Origin of the sequence: Peribacillus sp. NPDC097284 (assembly GCF_044761765.1) — a bacterium.
Classification (GTDB): domain Bacteria; phylum Bacillota; class Bacilli; order Bacillales; family DSM-1321; genus Peribacillus.
This window is the reverse complement of record NZ_JBIWCZ010000001.1, coordinates 756,593-770,722: the sequence shown is the minus strand read 5'-3', so window position 1 is coordinate 770,722 and position 14,130 is coordinate 756,593. Positions and strand designations below refer to the sequence as shown.

At 37.1% G+C, this 14,130-nt stretch carries 16 protein-coding genes; 5 read left to right on the top strand and 11 right to left on the bottom strand.

Annotated elements, in window-relative coordinates:
- The first annotated feature begins 8 nt into the window (after positions 1 to 8).
- From ACIQXU_RS03880 to ACIQXU_RS03870, 3 genes are all read left to right on the top strand, one after another.
- Complete coding sequence (locus ACIQXU_RS03880; protein ID WP_402986806.1) at positions 9 to 374, top strand: hypothetical protein; 366 nt, start codon at positions 9 to 11, stop codon at positions 372 to 374.
- 12 nt (positions 375 to 386) lie between these two features.
- Positions 387 to 674 carry a hypothetical protein gene (locus tag ACIQXU_RS03875; RefSeq protein ID WP_402986804.1) on the top strand — a complete coding sequence of 96 codons (288 nt, stop codon included), beginning with the start codon at positions 387 to 389 and terminating at the stop codon, positions 672 to 674.
- A 236-nt stretch (positions 675 to 910) separates the two neighbouring features.
- Positions 911 to 1,099 (top strand): IDEAL domain-containing protein, encoded by a 189-nt coding sequence (locus ACIQXU_RS03870; RefSeq protein WP_402873721.1) that lies wholly within the window; start codon positions 911 to 913, stop codon positions 1,097 to 1,099.
- A gap of 507 nt (positions 1,100 to 1,606) precedes the next feature.
- Here ACIQXU_RS03870 and ACIQXU_RS03865 read toward each other — a convergent pair.
- The 6 genes from ACIQXU_RS03865 to ACIQXU_RS03840 form a co-directional block, all read right to left on the bottom strand.
- Positions 1,607 to 1,939, bottom strand: a complete 333-nt coding sequence (locus tag ACIQXU_RS03865) for a hypothetical protein (protein WP_402986802.1) — start codon at positions 1,937 to 1,939, stop codon at positions 1,607 to 1,609.
- 78 nt (positions 1,940 to 2,017) lie between these two features.
- A complete protein-coding gene (locus ACIQXU_RS03860) occupies positions 2,018 to 2,827 on the bottom strand; it encodes a hypothetical protein (protein WP_402957973.1) in 810 nt (269 codons plus the stop codon).
- Positions 2,828 to 4,747: 1,920 nt separating this feature from the next.
- On the bottom strand, positions 4,748 to 5,083 hold the full coding sequence (locus tag ACIQXU_RS03855; RefSeq protein ID WP_402957969.1) for a hypothetical protein: 336 nt from the start codon (positions 5,081 to 5,083) through the stop codon (positions 4,748 to 4,750).
- A 111-nt stretch (positions 5,084 to 5,194) separates the two neighbouring features.
- Positions 5,195 to 6,748, bottom strand: a complete 1,554-nt coding sequence (locus ACIQXU_RS03850; RefSeq protein ID WP_402986801.1) for a ribonuclease YeeF family protein — start codon at positions 6,746 to 6,748, stop codon at positions 5,195 to 5,197.
- Between the two features lie 15 nt (positions 6,749 to 6,763).
- The gene (locus ACIQXU_RS03845; protein WP_402957965.1) at positions 6,764 to 7,042 is read right to left on the bottom strand and encodes a DUF5344 family protein; all 279 of its coding nucleotides are present in this window, start codon (positions 7,040 to 7,042) and stop codon (positions 6,764 to 6,766) included.
- Positions 7,043 to 7,047: 5 nt separating this feature from the next.
- Positions 7,048 to 7,431 (bottom strand): YwqH-like family protein, encoded by a 384-nt coding sequence (locus ACIQXU_RS03840; RefSeq protein ID WP_402957963.1) that lies wholly within the window; start codon positions 7,429 to 7,431, stop codon positions 7,048 to 7,050.
- A 315-nt stretch (positions 7,432 to 7,746) separates the two neighbouring features.
- On the opposite strand from ACIQXU_RS03840, the gene ACIQXU_RS03835 reads away from it, so the two are divergent.
- Positions 7,747 to 8,397 carry a hypothetical protein gene (locus tag ACIQXU_RS03835; RefSeq protein ID WP_402986799.1) on the top strand — a complete coding sequence of 217 codons (651 nt, stop codon included), beginning with the start codon at positions 7,747 to 7,749 and terminating at the stop codon, positions 8,395 to 8,397.
- A gap of 48 nt (positions 8,398 to 8,445) precedes the next feature.
- Here ACIQXU_RS03835 and ACIQXU_RS03830 read toward each other — a convergent pair whose 3' ends face one another.
- Together ACIQXU_RS03830 and ACIQXU_RS03825 are read right to left on the bottom strand one after the other, a co-directional pair.
- Entirely contained in the window at positions 8,446 to 8,652 is a 207-nt protein-coding gene (locus ACIQXU_RS03830; protein WP_402986798.1) for a DUF5316 family protein, read from the bottom strand.
- A gap of 199 nt (positions 8,653 to 8,851) precedes the next feature.
- Positions 8,852 to 9,763 carry a TetR/AcrR family transcriptional regulator gene (locus ACIQXU_RS03825; RefSeq protein WP_402986796.1) on the bottom strand — a complete coding sequence of 304 codons (912 nt, stop codon included), beginning with the start codon at positions 9,761 to 9,763 and terminating at the stop codon, positions 8,852 to 8,854.
- Positions 9,764 to 10,020: 257 nt separating this feature from the next.
- On the opposite strand from ACIQXU_RS03825, the gene ACIQXU_RS03820 reads away from it, so the two are divergent.
- Complete coding sequence (locus ACIQXU_RS03820; RefSeq protein ID WP_402987375.1) at positions 10,021 to 11,469, top strand: DHA2 family efflux MFS transporter permease subunit; 1,449 nt, start codon at positions 10,021 to 10,023, stop codon at positions 11,467 to 11,469.
- A 216-nt stretch (positions 11,470 to 11,685) separates the two neighbouring features.
- Here the strand turns inward: ACIQXU_RS03820 and ACIQXU_RS03815 are convergent, their stop codons facing one another.
- The 3 genes from ACIQXU_RS03815 to ACIQXU_RS03805 all read right to left on the bottom strand — a co-directional run bounded on the left by ACIQXU_RS03815 (position 11,686) and on the right by ACIQXU_RS03805 (position 14,129).
- Positions 11,686 to 12,141, bottom strand: coding sequence for a hypothetical protein (locus ACIQXU_RS03815; protein ID WP_402873753.1), 456 nt, complete (start codon positions 12,139 to 12,141; stop codon positions 11,686 to 11,688).
- 287 nt (positions 12,142 to 12,428) lie between these two features.
- Entirely contained in the window at positions 12,429 to 13,097 is a 669-nt protein-coding gene (locus ACIQXU_RS03810) for an endonuclease/exonuclease/phosphatase family protein (protein ID WP_402986794.1), read from the bottom strand.
- Positions 13,098 to 13,301: 204 nt separating this feature from the next.
- Positions 13,302 to 14,129, bottom strand: coding sequence for an endonuclease/exonuclease/phosphatase family protein (locus tag ACIQXU_RS03805; RefSeq protein WP_402986792.1), 828 nt, complete (start codon positions 14,127 to 14,129; stop codon positions 13,302 to 13,304).
- Position 14,130: the final 1 nt, after the last annotated feature.

Below are 14,130 nucleotides of genomic sequence, written 5' to 3'. Positions count from 1 at the left end.
GGGGCAAAATGAAGATATTACAAATAATCATGCTTATTATTTTTACCCCAGTCATTGTGCTGGATTATTTCCCGAATCTATCGTTTGTATGGGTGATTCCAGATGGTATTTTCCTATGGCTGATGTTCCTCATATATGTGATCAGTTTTTTATTTAAGAGATTCAGTGATGGGAGTCCTAGGGAATGGCTTCAGTGGCAAGTGCTTTCCCTCTTTTATTTACTCTCATTACTAGCTTTGTTGACCATTCTCGGAGGCCAATCCAGTTCGGGAATTGCTTTTGATAGTCCTTTCCTATGGCTGATTCTATTGATTTCGTGTTTGGATATCTATTCCCGGTGGAAGAAATTGAAACAGAAACAAGCTACTCATTAGAGGAGGATTAGAATGATAAGTGCATCAACTTGGTTTAATCCTTACGTCTTAGAAGTGTTTATCCTCCCGATTGCTGTTGTAATAGGAACAGGATCAGCATTGGTTACAAAGAAAATTATAGTAGGACCCATCATTCATATAAGCATATCCGTGCTTTTCTATTGGTGGAATTTCACTTATTTTCACGACGAGGATTACCATTATAATAGGATTGATTCTGAATGGATACTTATTGACTTAATCTTTGTAGGAATTACAGGCTTGTTATCTTGGGGGTTACTAAAACTCAGGAGGAAATAGCTCATATCATAAAATCTTACTCTTCTTATTTAATAATAGAAGGGTAGGATTTTTTTTATTTTCATGTATAGAAAAGTCAAATCCAGTTAATCATGAGAGTAAGAGAAGGGAGAGGGGAACGGTTCACAAAAAACGATGTCTTACTACTAATGTATATTTTTAAGAAAACATAAAGAATGATACTAATTTTCAAGTTGTCCAATATAATAGAAAAAAGGTGAAGGAGTTGGTTTCGAATGGAGAAGCAATTGCCTATAACACCACTAGAACCTGAGATGATGGAAACGTTGGCAGAAATGGTACTTATCAAGGCCCTCAGTGATTACCGGAAAACTCAAATCGAAAAAGAAATCGATCATTCGTTGGAAACCCGTGATAAGCAGGAATTTATAAGATTAACCAATGAATTGAAGAGTCTCTGTTAGATTGGCCTTATGAATCAGGCTTTTTAATATCTGTATATAATGAAGGACCAATCTTCTATTGAAATTGGTCCTTTGTTTTTCTTTATTTTAATTGTCCCTGATAGGAAATCTGTTATGCATAGCTAAAATCACATTCTGATAAGCTATAAAAAAATAACCTTCAACATCCCATAAATAGCATAATAAATCATAAGGGAAGCAAGTAACTGTAAAATAAGGGCGATTAGAAACAAAAACTTTCGAACAAACCAACTATATTTGCTAAGCCTTAGATAAATGTAGTAACCGGAACCAACGAGAAGGAACATGAATAAGTTTATGAATTTTTGATAAGGGCTACTAGGTTTTTCATAGATGGCTAAAGCGTAAAAGCTGGTCATCGTTCCTTCTAATAAAAAATACAGAAGCCATAGGTAAGTTGTATGGTTAGATAACCTGCTAATAAATTTCTTATCTCTTCTATAATGCTGTATGCCATTCTCATCTTCTCCCTAACATGAACGGTACTTATAAAAATATAACTTTCAAAACCCCATAAATGGTTTTATAAATCAGAACAGAAGCGATTGCCTGTAAAAACAGGGCAACCAGGAATAATAATTTTCGAACAAGCCAGCTGTAATTTCTAAGTCTAAGATAAATATGATAGCCTGAGCCAATCGTTATCAACATGAAGAGATTCGTTATTTTTTGAAAAAGATTATTGGGCGGCTCATAAATACCTAAAGCATAGAAGTTGGTCATGGTTTCTTCGAACAAGACAATTAAGAATCCATACATCAGTTGTCCTGAAAGAATACATAATAATAAAATTCTTATACCTTGAATGATGTCGTGCACATAATCTGCCTCTTTTCAAAACGAAAGGCCAATCTCTATTGAAATGGCCCCTCCGCTTTACTCAATCTATTAACTTTTTTATATTGATTGTCCCTGATAGGCGGCCAAGTCACCTATGCCAGATAATGTGGCTTCCCATTCATCATGGTTGGCTAAATGGATATGTACAGGGGTTTTTGGATCATCCGTATATTCTGCAAGCCATATTCCACGATCAGAGGGTAAAAAGAATAGAATGTTCTCTAAGTATGCTTCTTCTTCATAACTCGTTAAACTAAAGTTGGAAATGTTGAACAGAGTCCAGTCATAAGTGCGCAGGTCATCAGAGAATAAGTAGAAACTGTCTTCTTCTTGCTGGGTAAACTTGGACTTCTTCCGTACTTTATCAACTTTTTTAGGATTACTTAACCAATCAAATGCTTGCTCGGTCAGAGAGAAAGCTTCCTCACCTTGATATTTGTCAAAGGAGATTCCATAATATTCTCTAATAATCATCTGGATTTCAGAAGAGGGGATAATCGCGAATTCATGAATGATATCTCGATCGATCAAATGGAAAAGCCATTCATCCTCTTCAAAGTGATGAAGCATTAATACGGACTTTTGAGGGAAATTGGAGCAGCGAATCATTCGTTTTGAGCCAATATACTTTTCGATGAAACGCTGAGTTTCCTGCGTTAATGGTACTTCTTCCCGAGATTCTTGCTCCTCACTCCACATGTTTTTCATGATCAATTGATTTTTCGTCACTTCAAGAATGGTCAACCACTCTTTTTCGGACTTATCCCCAATAGCCGTTTCGGCAATACCTTTTGCGATTTCATGATGTCCGGCAACACTCACCATCAAGGCTAATTCTTCAGTCGTACAGGTTAACAAATGATTCATTATGATGTCACGTCCTTTTAAGAACTATGGTTATGTATCCGCTTTTTGATAAGTTATAGAAAGATAGCTTTCACTGTCCCATAAATGATCTTGTAAATAATAATGGAAGCAATTCCTTGTATAATAAGAGCGATAAGGAAGAAAAATTTTCGAACAAACCAATTGTATTTACGAAGTCTGAGATAAATATAAAAGCCGGCACCCATCATGGCATACATGCAAAAGTTCACGGTTTTTTGATAAAGGTTACTGGGTTTCTCATAAGTTCCTAAAATATAATAGTACCTGATCATGGCGCTTTCGAATAAGAAGATTACAAAGCTAGATCCCCATTGGATTGAGAGGAGATATAGTAATAAAATTCCTATCCATTCAATTGTACTGTATGTCATTATTGTCCTCTTTCAAAAAAATGGAATGTAACCCTTATAGAAAAATAGCTTTCAACGTCCTATAATAAATGATGTGATAAATAATAATAGAAGCAATTCCTTGTGAAATAAGGGCGATTAAAAATAAGATTTTCCGAATAACCCAATTGTATTTGCTGATTTTAAGGTAAAGGTTGTATCCAATCCCGGTTAAAGTGAACATAATAAAATTAATGGACTTTTGAAAAAGGGTAGAAGGTTCTTCGTAAGTCCCTATCGTGTAAAAATTAATCATTGCTCTTTCTAATAAAAAAATGGAGAGACTGTAAGCAAATTGCGTTATAAGAATACATAATAATAAAAGTCTTATACCTTCTATTATGCTATATATCATGGTTCTCCTCTTTCTAGGTATAAAAAATAAACCAGTTGTTACCTCCTGAATTTAGGAGGTTTACTATACAAACTATAAAAGTAATTGTATAGAAAATCACATGCTATCCTATAAATTGTGTTATGAAATATATTTATATAAGAATTATTGCTTCTAGAATACGAAGCAAGGCTATATAAATAATAACGGACACCAGTGCTTGTAAAACAAGAGCAATAAGAAATAAAACCTTTCTTACCAACCATTTATGATTTCTAAGTTTAAGATAAATGTGATAACCGGTACCCACGGTAACAAGCATGAAAAGGTTTGCGAACTTATGGAAGAAATTATTAGGTTTTTCATAGGTTGCTAGAGCATAATAATTCGTCATAGTACTTTCTAATAAAAAGATTAAAAAACCAAACATAAGTTGAATGGAGAGTATGTATCCAATTAAATTGCTAATTATTTCAGATGTTCCTGGTGACATTTTATCCTCTTTCTAAAACTATAGAAAAATAGCTTTCAACATCCCATAACTGATTTTATAAATAATCACGGAAGCAATTCCTTGTAAAAGAAGCGCTATTAGGAATAGAAGTTTCCTAACAAACCAATTGTATTTCCTGAGTTTTAGATAAATGTGAAATCCAGTACCAATTAAAGTGAACATGAAAAAAATCACGAATTTTTGATACGGAGTACTGGGTTTTTTATAAGTTCCCATAGCATAATAGTTGATCATCACACTTTCGAATAAGAAAATAGAACAGCCAAATGCAAATTGTGTTGAGAGTATACATGTTATAAAGATCCTGATGCCTTGAATTATATCGCCTACCATGACATTCCTCTTTTTAAGTTATAGAAAAATAGCTTTCAACGTCCTATAAATGATTTTATAAATAATCACGGAAGCAATTCCTTGTAAAAGAAGGGCTATGAGGAATAGAAATTTCCTATTAAAATTCTCATACCTATTAGTGCAGGGTTTTACTATACAAATTTCACAATTTTAAAAAGCCAGTGTACAGAAAATAACACGCTATGAGAAAAAATATGACTGTGGCTACGTTCGCTATAAAATTTTTAATGTGTTTTCTCATTTTAAACTCTCCTAAACCTTTTAAGTAATTTTATTCTTCTGCAAAGACATACAGTGGATAACCGCCGTTATAGAAAAATAGCCTTCAACGTCCCATAAATGATTTTATAAATAATCACGGAAGCAATTCCTTGTAAAAGAAGAGCTATTAAGAATAGAAGTTTCCTTAAAAACCAATTGTATTTCCTAAGTTTAAGATAAATATGATAACCTGAACCAACGAGAAAGAACATGAAAAAGTTTACAAATTTTTGATAGCGGTTACTGGGATTCTCATAAATGGCTAGAGCATAAAAACTTGTCATTGTACTTTCTAGTAAAAAGATGGTGAAACCATACGAAAGTTGAGTTAATAGAAAACCTGTTAATAATACTCTTATGCCTTCAATTATGTTGTATACCATTATTTTCCTCTTTCTATTAATCAGAATATAAATTTGAGAATACTAAAATTCCTCTTATTTAGATGAGAATTAGAAAAGTGTATTAAATTCTTTGGATATGGTTTTTTAATTTTAATTAAACCAACTAGAAACCGAATTTTTAATATTACTACCAATGTCATCAACTAATGCACCTGATTTTTTGATAACCTTTCCAGTAACTTTTCCAACTTTTCCTCCAACATCTTTGATTTGATCACCAAAAGTAGAGCTTACTACACCGCCAGCTAAGCCTCCTACTGCACCGCCTATAACGATTCCCACCGGACCGCCAATACTGCCTATTGTAGCTCCTATTTTAGCGCCACTACCAATAGCAACCATATCTGTCGTGAAACCAAATGCGAATCTTCCAGCATTTTCAGAGAAGGATTTATTTGAGTTTTCTGGATTAGCAAACTCACCGAGATTAGAAGCAGCTGATATTGGAATTCCGACCAATGGAATCCTTTTAGCGGCAGATGTTAATCCTCTAGCTCCTGCTGCTTTACTTAATAGGCCTGTTGTACCATTTGTTTTTATTCTTTCAGTTGTTCCCTTAACTAAATCTTTACCGGTTGATCGTTCGAAGTTTTTCGGGAAACCGGCCAGATGTTTTAACATATGGGAAGGACTTGTGTAAGAAGCAGCGAATTTCTGTAGTTTCTGCATCACTGGGTTAGTAGGTGTGGATCTGGAAAAGTCCAAGAGCCATTTAGAAACTTTCGAACTATGTTTTCCTTTCGATGTCCAAGACGGATCTGCCTTTACAGAAAACTCATAGTTTCCTTTTAGTTTTTGCCATAGTGTCGGTTTACTACCAAAGTAATGAATACTTAATTTTTTTGACAAAAACATAGTAGACATAGAGGAGACCGCTTGATACCCTACTAAGACATTATCGCCAAAACTCATTTTCCCGTTAATATAGGCAAAAGGAGAGGTAAGCATTTGTCCAAATGTCATCTTATCTTCTGAAGCTACTTGCTTTTTTACCTCTGAAAATGTCGGCTTATCCTTTAATTGATTCACATCATAGTTCTGAATGTTGAAGTTTCCGCCACTGAACATCCCTTGAATTTCATTGAGGTATTTGTTCATCAATTGTATGTCATCCTCTACGGATGCTAGTTCTTTTGTTTGGCTTGTATCGAACGTACCCAAGTTATCAATCGTTTCCTTTATTCTAGAAGTAGCCCTTTGATAATGGGTGAGAAATGTCTGGTCATTGAGCTTTTCGATGGCAACGATATCACGTACCTCATCCAGGGTGGTGTTGGCTTCATCCACTAAATCAATCGTGACATTATGTGCATTTTTTAAGCCTGTCGTGAGTTCGCCTTCAAGAAAACTTTGGCGGATAAAACCGTTTGAATCAGACTCCAATTCAGTAGAAGCCTCTTTAAGAGCCGTCAGGACTGCTTCATAGTTTTTAAGAGAAGTGTCATAGAATGAAAGGAAAGGGATATGCCAATCTTGATAAAAGGAGCGTATCGCTGAACCACCTTTTCCTTTTAAGGAATCATCGAGATTGAAAAATTCAAGAATAACCTTCTCCAGTTCATTCGCCTGTTTCCTTTGGGCTTTTACTTTGCTTAGTAATCCATCTATTCCACTATGTAAAGATTGAGAATGAAGTGTCCTCATTGTATCCTCCATATTCTAATGTGCGTTTATAGAAGTTGAAAGCTGTTGGTCAACCTGTTCTACCTCTTGTATGGCCGTTCGTACGGATTGGTTATTAGCTTTTAAAATTTCTTTATAGGTTTGGCCAATCTTTTCTAATTGATGGTTTAGTTCATTGATTTTTTTTACAACGTCTAATTCATTTCCGGCTGCGAAATCTTCGGTTAATTTCGTTTTGAAGGATTCCATTGTACGGTCCATTTTCGAGATGGCTGATTTTACATCTTCACCATTCACTTTTATTTCTTGACTCAAACCATTCAATCCTTTCTTAGCTTTTCTTGTCTTCGTTTTTCTTCTTCTTCTCTAGCAAGTCGTTCGATTTCAGCCGTAATCCTGGTTTCTAATGAAGTAATTTCTGATTGAAGGCTCATTATTTTGTTTTCGATGGCCGTTATCGCTGCATTCAACTGAGATTGAGATAAATCTTTATAGGCTAATTCTAGGTCTTCACGAACTTCCGTAAAATCAGTGGCTAAGGTTCCATGCCATGTTTGGGAAGAGAGCGCTGGTTTCGTTACTACTCTTTCGTTCTGAAGGAATTCTCCTTGTAGACTGTCTAATTCATGCTTGCAGGTTTTTAACTTTTCGACTTGTTGTTTCTTCAGGGTTAATTCGGATTGCAAATCGGTTAGGTAGGACAATGTTTTCAGCCCCTTATGCTTATAGGTATGGTGATAATAGTCACGGTATCTATATGGTAACACGTGGAAAATAACTTAATAAATGGGTATATATTACCTAAAAAAGTGTGAGTATAGTCAATTATTCCTGCATTAAATTGTTTTTGAATGGTGATGGAACAAGTTGCATTAGTTCGTATCCCTAATGAAGCATGCTAGGGTTTTCAAGATTCCGTTTCTTTTTTAACATTCTTGTGGTGAAATAGTAAACTTTTGTTATAATGGAAATTCCTGCTTAATAAATGGGCGGCAAAAACAAAGAGGCGAGGGGAAGTTTTGAAAAAGTTCATGATCGTATTAGTGGGGGCTGTTTTGTTGGGTGGTTGTAACCTGGACAACGATGCCAAGTCAGAGGTAGTAGATGGTGCAGACCATGCCGATAGTACTGACAATACTATAGAAGAAACGGGGAAGGAAGAAGTCCATTCAAGTTATACGGTTGCCGACTATATAAAGTCCGTAGAAGGTAACCTTGAGGCGAATTCGGATGCTTTGATCGAAAGGCTTAAAAAGGTACAAACATACAACTTTTACTCTGAAGTGGAGCTCTTGGATTTCGTGGCTGATCGGAATGATTTTAATTTATCCATCACGATGTTTTCCATGGATCGAGTAGCTAATGAGGTCTTTTATGAGGGAAAGGATTCTAGCATTTTTTCAGGTAGTGTGGGAATTGTAGAAGATGTACCATTTTCCATCGTCTTGGGTAACGAAATAGATGACTTTTGGAATTTTTACGAGGAGAACGATGAGGAACTGGATACATTAGAGAAACAAGCCATCACAAAATGGTTTGCAGATTGTTGGGAAAAAGCGAATGGACAAATGATTGAGTTGCCTTCCTACTTTTGTTTCCACGATGATTATGAGTCCTTTGATTTGAAGAAAAGAGAACAGATTTCCGATGATGAGAAATGGGCTGAATGATACGACAAAGAAGGTCACCAATGGCGACCTTCTTTTTTTCGTTTTCAGCTAGAAGTACCATATCAACCCGGCAATGCCTAATGACAGTATGCCAATAATCCCGGTATACAATGACATGTTTAATCTGAACTGCCGATGTTCACTCGTTTCCGAATGGAAATTAGCCCGTTGTTCAGGCCCGGTTGTCCAGGCCCCTATAAATATTCCTGAAAGGCTTATTCCTACCACACCAATAATCATGAATACCTTTAGCAACCGCCTCACCCCTTATTCACCTTAGGTAACTCTACGTTTCAAAAGGTAAATGGTTCCAATTATTCAAATGAAGGTAGAAGTGCCCAACAAATGGGGTACTAGAAGGGAGGAAGAGGTTCTTCATTCTTCCATAAGGAAACACCTAAGAAATGAAAGTTGTGCGCAATTCCTTCATGACAAAGTGTTTTTTGCTGTCTCCTTAGATTTCTTTTTCCAATAAGCGCAGGCAGGTGTTGACGTTTTCTTCGAATAGTTCCATATCTTGTTTGGACTTGGAGGCATATTGGGTCTTTATAACATGGAGTAAGCTTTCTATTAAAAATACCCGTGGCTTACTGGTTTGCATCAGCTCTTCTTGAATGAAGTCGATTAGTTCATTTGCTTTTGATTGATCTTCTCGACAAGGAAGCGATCTGTGTGTTGCCTTTTTTAGGGCCAAGGTGGATTTCATTAACTCATTATGACATTGATGTAAATTATTTTTAGAGGTTGGAAGCCATGTATTGATTAATTCCGGATTAAGTATTTGTTCTTTGCTTTTGGCTACTCCGTCAACTAAATCGACGATCCGGTTCATGCAATAGCGGATGACTTTAATTTCTGGTGTAGCGGTATCTTTGGCATGGAAGCTGAAATAACTCATATGGGCCATCATTCCGTTAAAGAGAATGGCGGTATCCAATAAATAAGGTTTTTTACTTTCCCCAAAGATATCGATAAAACGACCATACATCCAACGTATGCTTAATAATTGGATGCGCTTGATGAATTCTTTCAATTCTTCGTCGTTTGATACACGTACTTCTTCAATTAAGACGAGTAATTTACTTTGTATATTCACCGTCATTTGTATTTCTAGCTGTTTAATGAATATTTCAATATCCGCTAAATCCTGACCAATCAATAGTTCTTCCCGGTCATAGCGGATCTTTTTATAGAAGGAACTGAAAATGGCCATAAATAATTCTCCCTTTGAGGGGAAATAATTATAAAATGTACCTTTGGAAATGCCACTGCCATCTAAAATATCTTGGATGGATGTCGCTTGGTAGCCTTTTTCAATAAACAATTTATGAGCTGTATCGATGACATTCTGCTTTCGTTCATTCATATGATCACCCTTATTTCCATTATAATGCCTGTATAAATGTAATCGTATACTATTTTCAATAACATCACAAACCCGATATTCCCTTATGAAATATATATTGCAAAATATGGGCGAGGAGTATATTATATATTTTATGCAGAAAGTTAGACACGTCGTATAAGAAAATGAACCAACAGTTTGAATGGAGGAATAGATAAAAAGTGAGTACTACTCAAACAATAGAAAAAAAGGCCCCTTATGGCATTTTAGCCATCTTGATGATTGGGGCATTCATATCCATACTTAACTCAACTCTTTTGAATATTGCATTACCATCCATATCAAAAGACCTTGAAATCGAGACGGCAACCGTCCAATGGTTGGCAACGGGATATATGCTGGTGAATGGAATCATGATTCCTACAACAGCCTTCTTAATTAGAAAATATTCTGTACGGAAGCTGTTCTTAACAGCGATGTTACTATTCTCAATCGGTACCATTGTTGCAGGTGTAGCACATGTATTCCCATTGTTATTAGGTGCACGGATGGTTCAGGCGGCTGGTTCGGCCATCATGATGCCATTATTAATGAACGTTCTTTTAACGTCATTTCCTGTTGAAAAGCGTGGATCGGCAATGGGGTTATTCGGTTTAGTCATGATGGCTGCCCCTGCGATCGGACCAACGCTATCCGGATGGATCGTTGAACATTATAACTGGAGAATGCTTTTCCACTTTATTACTCCACTTGCTTTACTAGTACTAATTCTTGGTTTCTTTAAACTGAAAGACAAGAAGGAAAAAGTAGATATTCGAATAGATATTCTGTCTGTCGTCCTATCTAGTTTAGGTTTCGGTGGATTGCTGTATGGCTTCAGTTCAGCGGGTAGTAAAGGCTGGGATAGTCCTTGGGTTTACGGAACGTTAGCCGTCGGTACCATTTCGCTGATTCTCTTCATTGTACGTCAGCTTAAAATGGAAACACCCATGCTTGAATTCAGGATTTTTACACATCCAATGTTTGCTTTATCAGCGACCATTTCCATTGTCCTTAACATGGCAATGTTCTCGGCCATGATCTTGATGCCGATGTATATCCAAACGCTTCGTGGCATTTCACCGTTCGATTCGGGACTGTTGATGCTTCCAGGAGCCATCATCATGGCACTCATGTCCCCAATTACCGGTAAGCTCTTTGATAAGTTCGGAGCACGCGTTCTTGCTGCTGTTGGTTTGCTTATCACCGTTGTTACAACTTATTACTTTAGTGAGTTAACTATGGAAACAACGTATGGAAGTATTATGGTTCTGTATTCTGTACGGATGTTCGGATTGTCCATGGCCATGATGCCAATCATGACAAATGGGTTAAACTCGTTGCCAGCCCGGATGAATCCACACGGTACTGCGATGAATAACACACTGAGCCAAGTTTCAGGTGCGATCGGAACAGCATTGCTTGTGACAGTCATGTCTAACCGAGCCACTTCGTCTGGTGAAGACCTAATGACTGCGGCCATGAGCAAGTTAACAAGTAAGCCTACAGCTGAGATGATGGGTCAAATGCAAGCTCAAATTGGGATGCAAGCCATGTTAGATGGCATTAACTTCGCCTTCCTTGTTGCAACCTTCATCGCTGGATTGGCGCTAATCTTAACATTCTTCATTAAGCGCGCTTGGCCTGCAGAAGATAATCTAGCCAAAAGGGAAAAACAAACATCATAAGATAATATAAGCATGATCGTGGTCATCTCCTTTTTGGAGGAGAGGCTCATGATCATGTTTTTTTATTTTGCTTAAAGAAATTGTAAGAAGTTAGGGGATAAGAGTGACGTTTATGTATGTGGCATTTCGAAGATGGGGCTTCAATGCAAAGAGGATGGACATGCTTCTAGATTGTAGAAGAACATGACCCATCCTCTTTCTTTATTCGATTCGACATTAATTCATATCTACATGGGGTGGTGTTTTTTCAATGTTGATTTTGGACAATTTCATTCCTTTATACGATGTGATGCAAGGAACCAAACATAAGACGGCCATTGGGACGCAATAAAGAATGTAGAAGTGTCCTCCTTGTTGTATAAAAGGTAAATAAGCAAGTGCTATGCAAAGCAATGCAGCGAATATGATTAAGAAGATTCCGAAAGACTTATGATAAAATGAATAGACAGCTTCTCTTTCTACGCGCTGTTTGTATAAGGTCTTTGCGACTTTATCAGTGCGGATAAAGAAGTATAAGGACACTAAAAGAAATACAGCCGAGAACGGTAAGGCTAGGGCAAAGTAGGAAACATCAAGAATGCTGAGATAGAAGCTGGTTAAAAAAAACACTTCCGATATACCTAATGCAAAACCATAATTGAAAACGCTTACTTTTGAAGGTTGCTTAATCATGGAAATTCCTCCCTCTTTATATATATATTAAACGATATCCATCTTGTTCACAAGTTAGACACATTTATTTTTTGAAAAATAATCCATTTGGCAGGGGTTATTGTGAATACAAAGTTTCCTGGGGAATATAAGTGATGAACAAAAAAGTGGCGGGGTGTAAGTAATACATGAAACTCGCCATCCTTAGTTGGAACGGCGAGTGTGGGTGTTCTTATCCAAAGCCAGGGTGGCGATAATGGGGTAATGGTCAGATCCTGGAGTATAAATCACTTTCGCTTGAGATGTTTTTATCTCCTTTTCCTTTTGGGGATGACCTCAGCATCATAAGTATAAGCATCGTTTTGTTCGGCGAATGCATCATGAAAATGAGAGGCAAGAGTTTTCAATTCCGTGCTTTGTGGTGTTGTATTCAAGTCACCCATGATGACCTTGTGACCTTTTTTTCTATTTGGAATTTGGATGATTTCGTTCAATTGAATGTGACGCTCGTTAGCAGTTAAAGCTAAGTGTGTATTATAGATGTTGAGTTTATGGCCTTTTATATCGAGGGCAATTTCCAATAGTCCTCGTTGCTCCGATTCGCCAATTTTCGTAAGAAGGTAATTTTGCGCTTGAATGATTGGATATGTGCTTAATATGGCTGCCCCATATTGTCGGCGATTTTTTCTTGATTTAAATGGGGGACGATCGATATTGGCCATATAGATATAATGCATGTCGAGACGCTTAGCCAACCAATCGGCTTGATCTTCAAAGCCACTTCGTTCTGACCAATGATTGTCCACTTCTTGGAGTCCGATGATATCGGCGCCCTCGTCTTCTATTATACTGGAAATCCGTTCCATATCCAAAATCCTATCCAAACCTACAGCATGATGGATATTGTAGGACATGACCTTCACGTTTTTCACTTTCTGCTTGGTGAACAACCGTCCAAAAGGAAGACCTTCCCGCAAAACGAACACTCCTTTCCGTTCATTATTACCTATTAGTATACCTTTTGAAATCATAATATAAAGTGATTCGGGTTATTCAAATCCTGACAAGTTGGTGACAAGGGAAATGGTGTATCATTTTTCCCCAAGTGAAAAAGCACAAAAGTTGTAAGACCAACATTTCTGGCTTTCATTCATTTATTCAATCTTCGTGCGGAAGGTACTTTATCTTTTTAATGTAATCTTAGCCGTCAATGGGAGATGGTCAGAAGCTAGGGTGGATATGATTTTTGGATTTGATATTTTAACGTTTTTTGATGCGGAAATATAATCAATTCTTTTCGGAGTGCCATCCGCGGAATAGTATGTATACGCATCATTCAGATTGGCAAACGCATCATGAAAAGAAGAGGAAAGCTTCTGTATTTCCTTGCTTTCTGGAGTTGCATTTAAGTCGCCCACTATGAGCTTGGGCCCTTTGGCTTCAAGGGAGATAGCGATGACCTCATCCACTTGTTTTTGTCTTTGTTCCGGAGCTAAGGCCAAGTGTGCATTATAAACAGTAAGATGGTTGCCCTTCACTTTGATTGTAGCTTCTAATAACCCACGCTGCTCTGTATTTCTAATCTTCTTAAAGAAATGGTTTTGTGCATGAAGGATTGGATACTTACTTAATATGGCCGTTCCATATTGACGTCGGTGTTCCCCTGGATTCAAAGGATCACGTTCCAAGTTGGCCATGTATGCATAATGCATATTCAAGCGTTTGGCCAACCATTTTGCTTGATCTTCGAAAAGGCTCCGCTCTGACCAATGATTGTCCACTTCCTGTAACCCAATGATTTCGGCATGTTCTCCTTCGATTGTCTTCGCGACCCGGTCTATATCCAGAACCCCATCGATTCCAACAGCATGATGGATGTTGAAGGTTAGAACTTGTATGTCCACTGTCTTTCTCTTACCATGCGGCTGTTCACCAGCCAAGGTATGACGTGCGGGATCCATGGTTACAAGAAAGAGCAATATCGTAATGAAGCCAATTATCTTCCTCAAA

Excerpts from the sequence above, each read along its gene's own strand:
- ACIQXU_RS03815 (WP_402873753.1), bottom strand. The coding sequence starts at position 12,141 with ATGATTAAGCAACCTTCAAAAGTAAGCGTTTTCAATTATGGTTTTGCA.
- ACIQXU_RS03855 (WP_402957969.1), bottom strand. The coding sequence starts at position 5,083 with ATGGTATACAACATAATTGAAGGCATAAGAGTATTATTAACAGGTTTT.
- ACIQXU_RS03860 (WP_402957973.1), bottom strand. The coding sequence starts at position 2,827 with ATGAATCATTTGTTAACCTGTACGACTGAAGAATTAGCCTTGATGGTG.
- ACIQXU_RS03820 (WP_402987375.1), top strand. The coding sequence starts at position 10,021 with ATGATTGGGGCATTCATATCCATACTTAACTCAACTCTTTTGAATATT.
- ACIQXU_RS03850 (WP_402986801.1), bottom strand. The coding sequence starts at position 6,748 with ATGAGGACACTTCATTCTCAATCTTTACATAGTGGAATAGATGGATTA.
- ACIQXU_RS03880 (WP_402986806.1), top strand. The coding sequence starts at position 9 with ATGAAGATATTACAAATAATCATGCTTATTATTTTTACCCCAGTCATT.
- ACIQXU_RS03870 (WP_402873721.1), top strand. The coding sequence starts at position 911 with ATGGAGAAGCAATTGCCTATAACACCACTAGAACCTGAGATGATGGAA.
- ACIQXU_RS03875 (WP_402986804.1), top strand. The coding sequence starts at position 387 with ATGATAAGTGCATCAACTTGGTTTAATCCTTACGTCTTAGAAGTGTTT.
- ACIQXU_RS03825 (WP_402986796.1), bottom strand. The coding sequence starts at position 9,763 with ATGAATGAACGAAAGCAGAATGTCATCGATACAGCTCATAAATTGTTT.